We start from the raw sequence: 6728 nt of genomic DNA, 5'->3' as shown, positions 1-6728 counted from the left end.
AGCTGTTCCCAGAGATTATCGGTTAATGCTTGTCTGGCCATCTTTCCTGAATACCTAACGATTGCTAAAATATAGACCTTATTTTAGCGCCTATATATGCTTTTTCCAATTAGGGACACGCCCTAGTAAAACTAAAAACTTTTTTAATCTATTTTGCTTGGGAATATTTCGATAGTTTAGATCAAAATCAGAAGAGTAATACACTGATACGCAAAAAAGGTCGTCTTGAGTTTATATGCGAGTATATTGGTAACGAGCCAATCAGCGAGATCACCTCTCCTAGAATGCTTGAAGTCCTATTGGACATTCAAGCTAATTCACTAAACAAAGACGGTAAGCCTACAGGCAAGACTGAGCGCTGTGCTGGCATTGCTAGTGATGTATTTATCTATGCTGGTGCTCGAGGGTAATCATCCTAACACTAAGAGCTAAAACAAGCACAGCTATCAAGGACAATAGAATTATCTTGCTCTTCTTTTTCATTTTTCTATCTCTTATATTTTAAATTCAGAAAAATAGGTTTTTCACTTTCACGTCTGAAAGCCTAGTTAAGGCTTTTTTTATGTCTGCAATTTGAGTTTGGACGGCCATGGTAGGAAGTACACTGTCGTCCGTATTCCCAGTATTTTAGGGTTTTCTTAAATTTATTTATTCTCGATGACTTCATCAGTACCAACAACAGTTATTTTTTTGGCTGTCATGCGTTCGAAAGTTGTATTTTAGAGTAATCAGCTTGATGACTTTTTTACGCCTATTTTCATTTAACATAAGGCTCTTAACAATCAATTCTGATCTTACGATATATCGCCATAAAAAAAACCATAAAAAACTTGAACCCAGACTAACTAAGTTCAAGCTTTATTATTTTTTAAGTCTATAAAACGTAAAGCACTACCCTTTAGAACCTGGTTTGTAGCGCAATACTTGCTCCTTGATCATTGTAGTTATCACGCCATTCTTCACGATAGCCTGCCGATAGCTTAGTATTGGCGGTTGGCATATAGCTTAGACCAACTCCTACAATACCAATCTCGCGTCCAATTTCTTGGCCGATAGTAGTAAAGTTTGCATTAGGCATACCGATGAAGCTGGCGGTAATATCAGAGCGACGATCACCATTCTCTATCGCTGCTGCTAACTGGCCTGTGAGCGCTAATTTAGGCGTCAGTGCTTGTGACATTTTCACACCAGCCGTCCAGCGTAGAGATTCGTACGTATTCTCATCCACATCTAGATTATAAACCCCAGCACCGGTTTCACGATAACCATCACTTTCGGCACGAGCATAATTCATTTGTGCGAATGGAGTGAAGTTACTTAGCTCATTACCGATGCGATGACCAATACCAAATCCTGCTTGTAAGGTATCAACAGAGTAGTCAGATTCAGCGGTAGCGTTGCTCAGTATCGTGATATGACGTTGGCCTTTAACATCGCTGCTACCGGCACCGGCATGGAAGTTAACCTGAGTGGCCTCACTTGCGGCATAGTTACCATAGCCAAGTATTTGCCAGTTCTTAGCAGTCATTTCATGATTGAGAGTACGGCTATTGCTATCGACATCACTATCGATATAAGAGAACGCAACACCAAGGTTTAGATTGTCGTTAATAGGTGTATCGATACCAACGATGGCACCATAGCTATCTGCATCGTAACCGGTAATACTACTTTCTTCGTCATGGCTGCTATCATTACCAATGATTTTCGCCCATAAACCACGATTAGGTGTGATTAGGCTGCGTTCGGTAACCGCTTCCGTGGCCGCATAGTTGGTATCGGTGATAATGCGATTAGTTGCACCCATTAACAGCGGTTGTAGTTCGTTAGCGGCAGCAGCAAGCTTTGGCTGGTCAAAGTTTATAGTTCCGCTAATTAGGGCGTCCGCTAAGGCATTGTTGTTATCTAAGCGATCAGTGATAGATAAGTCTAATACTCTAGCGAGACTTAATGCGGTTTGATTGTCTTGGCTTTCCACTGCTTTAACGAAGGTACTATCAGTAACCGGATCGACTGGATCGACTGGATCGACTGGATCGACTGGGTCAACTGGGTCAACTGGGTCAACTGGGTCAACTGGGTCAACTGGGTCAACTGGGTCAACTGGGTCAACTGGGTCAACTGGGTCAACTGGGTCAACTGGGTCAACCGGATCAACTGGGTCAACTGGGTCAACCGGATCAACTGGGTCAACTGGGTCAACTGGGTCAACTGGGTCAACTGGGTCAACTGGGTCAACCGGCGCTATCATTTTTAAATGTATAGTATTAGCATCGCTATAGTCAGCTACAAAGCTTACTAAGGGACTATTATCTTTAACTGCAGAAAACTTACTGTTGAGGCTATTAGCGGATACGACATTATTCCATGTTGGACCGCCAGTTAGATTTTGTACCGCATTTGAGGCATTGACCATTAGTGCGCCTTTACTAATATCGGCATTACCAACAACCTTTAGTTGACCATAGTCAGTCAGGCTGTTTAGTCCTATGCCTAACACTTCACCATTTCGCATGATGTAGTCACCATTCAACTGTAAGACTCCTTTGTTAACATTGGTATTACCAGTCCAAGCTTTTGTTGCAGTTTTCATTGACAGTTGACCTGTGCCGGCTTTAGTAAAGTCACCAATGCCCGTCATTCTGGCATCATCAAATACGGTGATATTAAAGTTATTGGTATCAATGGTACCGCCACCGCTAGCTAGGTTGATAGTATTGTCAGCAGTAAATTTATTGAACAGTAACGAGGATGAAGATTGGGCTAATTGCAAGGTTCCTTTATCAAAGTTAATCACTGATAATGGAGAGTCATAATATCGGTTAACATTTCTAGCTACTACTACTCCATTGTCGATAATGCTTAAAGTGCCTTTACCTCCGTCACCGATAGATAAGTCCTCAACATTCAGTTTTGAATTGGCACCGGTAACGGTCAAATTACCTTCGCTTTCGCTCCTACCGACAGAAACACTAGCCGCTTGTGCTAACGCCCCGTCGGCAATCGTTACGCTACCTTTGCCCCCGCTTCCAATATTCAAAGAATCACTAACACTTATTTTTGAATTGGTACCGGTAACGGTCAGATTACCTTCGCTATTTTCCTCTCCACCAATCCTAATATAAGACGTTTGTACTAATCCCCCATTGGCAATCGTTACGCTACCTTTGCCTTTAGTTCCGACTAATAAAGTACTATTAGTCAGTTTGGAGTTGGTGCCGGTAACGGTCAAATTACCTTCGCTATTTTCTTCTATACCAATATCAATAAAAAACGTTTGTCCTAAGCCCCCATCGGCAATCGTTACACTGCCTTTACCTGCATTTCCAATATACAAAGAGGCATCAGAAATCAGTTTCGAGTTGGTACCAGTGACGGTTAAATCACCTTCGCTACTCTCTTTTCCACCCATAGTAAGAACATACGCTTGTACTAATCCCCCGTTGGAAATATTTGCGTTTCCCTTACCTTCTAATCCAATAAATAATTCTTTAGCAATCAGTGTCGAGTTATCACCGGTGACGGTCAAATCGCCTTCGCCAGAGGCTAGGCGACCAAGGCTCATAAAAACATTCCCTTCGAGTGATGTACCGTTAGCAATGACTGATGCGCCATCAGCAATAGTGGCACTACCCTTACCTGCATTTCCGACTTCCAGAAAATAAGTAACATTCAGTTTCGAGTTGGTACCGGTAACGGTCAAATCACCTTCGCTACCTATTTCTGAACCAATAGACATAACACCCGTTTGTACTGACCCCCCGTTAGCAATAGTAGCTTTTCCCTTACCTTCATATCCGATCTCCAAATAATCATCGATACTCAGTTTCGAGTTCTCACCGGTGACGGTCAAATCACCTTCGCTATTCTCTTTTCTACCCGTAGTAAGAACATACGCTTGTACTAATCCCCCGTTAGAAATATTTACGCTTCCCTTACCTTCTGATCCAATAAGTAATTCTTTAGCAGTCAGTGTCGAGTTCTCACCGGTGACGGTCAAATCACCTTCGCCAGAGGCTAACCGACCAAGGCTCATAAAAACATTCCCTTCCGCTGATGTACCGTTAACAATGACTGATGCACCATCAGAAATAGTGGCACTACCTTTACCTGAATTTCCAATTGTTAAGTTATTACCAATAAGCATCGATGAGCCATTGCCTGTAACTGTCAGCTTGCCATCCGCCCCGAGTTGATTTCCAATAATCATATTATCAGAATCAACTTTACCTTCATTGCGGATAATCAATGTACCTGAGCTTGTCTGACCAACAATTGCATCAGAGGTCTGTAAGACCGTGTTTGTCTTTTCTACAACATCATTAGTCACTAGATAAGGGTTTGTGGTTACTACTGTTATCTGACCGTTGTTATAAGTCGTTGCCTGTACGCTGCTTATCGAAAGCATACCCAACATAGTTATTGATAAGGTAGATAAGACCACTCCTGCTTGTCTATGGCTAGTAGCCGAGCGTCCAGATGACTTACCGCCAGCTTTAGCCAGCTCAGACACACATTGGTAAACTCCTAAGGAGTGATTAAATACAATACGGTAAATATGATTCATAACAATACCCCTCATCCTTGTAGGCTATCAATTAGCTTCCTTTTTTTCATTATATACTTATTTTTGAATATACCTTATATTTTTATAAGGAAATGTATTATTTAACGTATTTGTATATTGACTATTTATCGAGCTAAGGATTTTTTATGAATTAGAATAGGTTAAATAGGCGACGAATAGCCCTATCCAGTGAAGTGTGAACTGAACCACCCCAACTTTATCTATCATTTCGTTGGCTTGTTTAAGCTCTCTATCTTCGCGCTCGAGATCCTTAATACGCTGTTTCTGACTTTGAGCTTGTACTGAGGCAGAAATGGTATGCTCCATGTGCTCTTTATACTATGAGCGCAGGGTTTCAGGCGTGCAGCCATTCTTTGATGCTATGGCTGGATGGCTGACCATGTAGAAGAATAGTCGCTTAATGCTTCAATCAGCATGCGAACGGCGCGTTCTTTAATTTCAGAAGTATAATTTTGTCTTTTCATTGTCGTATTCTTTCAGAATTTTGAGCCTCCGACAATCCCGGGGCGGTTCAGACTTATACAGTCCATTCACTGTTTCAGCCAATGCATTATCATAGGAATCACCAGTTGTACCGACAGAGGCGATAACGGCAGTTTCAACCACTCTCTCAGTATAGCGAATGGATAAGTACTGAACCCCTCTATCGCTATGATGAATGACATCTTTAGGCGTATCTCTGTCTGCTATCGCTTGCTCTAAAGCCGCCATAACCAGATCAGTGTTCATACGATCAGACACCTCCCAGCCGCTTAATGTCTTGATATAGGTAAAGTCAGCAACCCATAACTGGTTAGTACGATGAGCGTTAAAGTTATGGTTGACCAAGTCGTCCGCGCGTTTCTGGTCATCACGGCTATTGGTTGTGATCTTACTTAGCCTTACCGCACCAAACCCCTTGTATAGGCCATGCTACTTCATTAACCGTTCTACAGTGCAGCGAGCGACAGATAAACCATCCGCCTTCATCTGCTGCCAGACTTTACGAGCACCATAACGGCACTTGCTGTCCTGCCAGATACGTTTATAGGATCAGCTATGATTGCACAAGTCATGCTGTAGTCGCTACTAATAATCAAAAACAGTTTATCGAGCTTTAAAATAACCACTAGCCTATTCCATTAACGTTAACGAGTGGTATAGGCTCAACGACTGATTATTCAGTAGGGTGTCTCCTCCTATTAATACACTATAACGAGTAGTTATCCTTAACATATGCAAAACACAGATCATAAAAAGCTTGAGCTGGTGGAGAAAGGGAGCTTTTAGCCAGTTTAAACATACCAGTTTCTCTACGTAAGGAGGGATCAAGTAAATTAATCCAAATTAGCTCGGGTTCATTAGAAGGAAAAGCTAATTTCGGCAGAGTGGTAATACCAAGATCATTTTTTAATAAGGAGAATAGCGAAGTGATATTTTCTACTGTATAGCGAGCTTTGCGATTGAGTGCTTCTGCAGGCGTATTTTCGAGTAGAATACAGGTATCATTATAAATAAATGACTGCATCATAAGTTGCTGCCATTTAAGCCCTTGCAAGCGACTTTCACTGCTTAGCTTATTGCTTTTAAGACATACCACACCGATGGGATCTGATATAAGCGTAGTAAAATTAATATCTGCATTTTTAATACTAGTTCGGTTGCATAATGCTAAATCCACATCACCCGAGAGCAGACGGCTTTCTATTCCAATAGCATTGTCATCTATCAACATAACTTCAATGTCAGGATATTTCTTTGAGTAAGCAACTAGTACGTTAGGCAATAGCTTAGTTACTAGCGATTGCGCACTAGCAATCCTTAGCTTTCCCTTGTCTCCTGATGCTATAGTCTGTAATTCACTTTCTAATGTTTGGTAACTACTGAGAAACTGCTTAATCTTAGGTACACAAACCTTTCCAAAAGGCGTTAGGGTCGCTTTATTTCCGCCTTCAAACAAACGCTGATTCAGTGTTTTTTCAAGCTCCTTTATAGACTCTGATACTGCAGCTTGTGAACGATTTGCACGATTTGCTGCCGCACGAAAGCCTCCTTCTTCCACCACAAATAAAAAATGGCGTAACTGCTGTAATTTCATAATGATTACTACCTTTTTTACTATTTATTTTCTTATAATCGAATTTCACTTCATAACTACTCT

4 protein-coding genes and 1 pseudogene are annotated in these 6728 nt (G+C 41.5%); 1 reads left to right on the top strand and 4 read right to left on the bottom strand.

The features are described from left to right. Positions 1-284 precede the first annotated feature (284 nt). Entirely contained in the window at positions 285-410 is a 126-nt protein-coding gene (locus tag EPB74_RS12780) for a hypothetical protein (RefSeq protein WP_274904528.1), read from the top strand. A gap of 488 nt (positions 411-898) precedes the next feature. Here the strand turns inward: EPB74_RS12780 and EPB74_RS12775 are convergent, their stop codons facing one another. From EPB74_RS12775 to EPB74_RS12760, 4 genes and pseudogenes are all read right to left on the bottom strand, one after another. Continuing rightward, positions 899-4567 carry an autotransporter domain-containing protein gene (locus EPB74_RS12775; protein WP_274904527.1) on the bottom strand — a complete coding sequence of 1223 codons (3669 nt, stop codon included), beginning with the start codon at positions 4565-4567 and terminating at the stop codon, positions 899-901. Between the two features lie 144 nt (positions 4568-4711). Beyond that, entirely contained in the window at positions 4712-4894 is a 183-nt protein-coding gene (locus EPB74_RS12770; protein WP_274904526.1) for a hypothetical protein, read from the bottom strand. Between the two features lie 204 nt (positions 4895-5098). Beyond that, positions 5099-5614, bottom strand: a pseudogene (locus tag EPB74_RS12765) (IS3 family transposase); the annotation flags it as partial. Between the two features lie 163 nt (positions 5615-5777). Then, positions 5778-6665, bottom strand: a complete 888-nt coding sequence (locus EPB74_RS12760) for a LysR family transcriptional regulator (RefSeq protein ID WP_274904525.1) — start codon at positions 6663-6665, stop codon at positions 5778-5780. Positions 6666-6728 lie beyond the last annotated feature (63 nt).

The sequence above is a fragment of the Psychrobacter sp. DAB_AL62B genome, assembly GCF_028895345.1.
In the GTDB taxonomy this organism is placed as follows: Bacteria; Pseudomonadota; Gammaproteobacteria; order Pseudomonadales; family Moraxellaceae; genus Psychrobacter.
Note: the sequence above shows the minus strand (reverse complement) of the source record. Positions and strands in the feature narration are given on the sequence as shown.

What these genes read in the sequence shown, in the direction of transcription:
- EPB74_RS12780 (WP_274904528.1), top strand. Translation starts at nt 285, where the DNA reads ATGCTTGAAGTCCTATTGGACATTCAAGCTAATTCACTAAACAAAGAC.
- EPB74_RS12775 (WP_274904527.1), bottom strand. Translation starts at nt 4,567, where the DNA reads ATGAATCATATTTACCGTATTGTATTTAATCACTCCTTAGGAGTTTAC.
- EPB74_RS12770 (WP_274904526.1), bottom strand. Translation starts at nt 4,894, where the DNA reads ATGGAGCATACCATTTCTGCCTCAGTACAAGCTCAAAGTCAGAAACAG.
- EPB74_RS12760 (WP_274904525.1), bottom strand. Translation starts at nt 6,665, where the DNA reads ATGAAATTACAGCAGTTACGCCATTTTTTATTTGTGGTGGAAGAAGGA.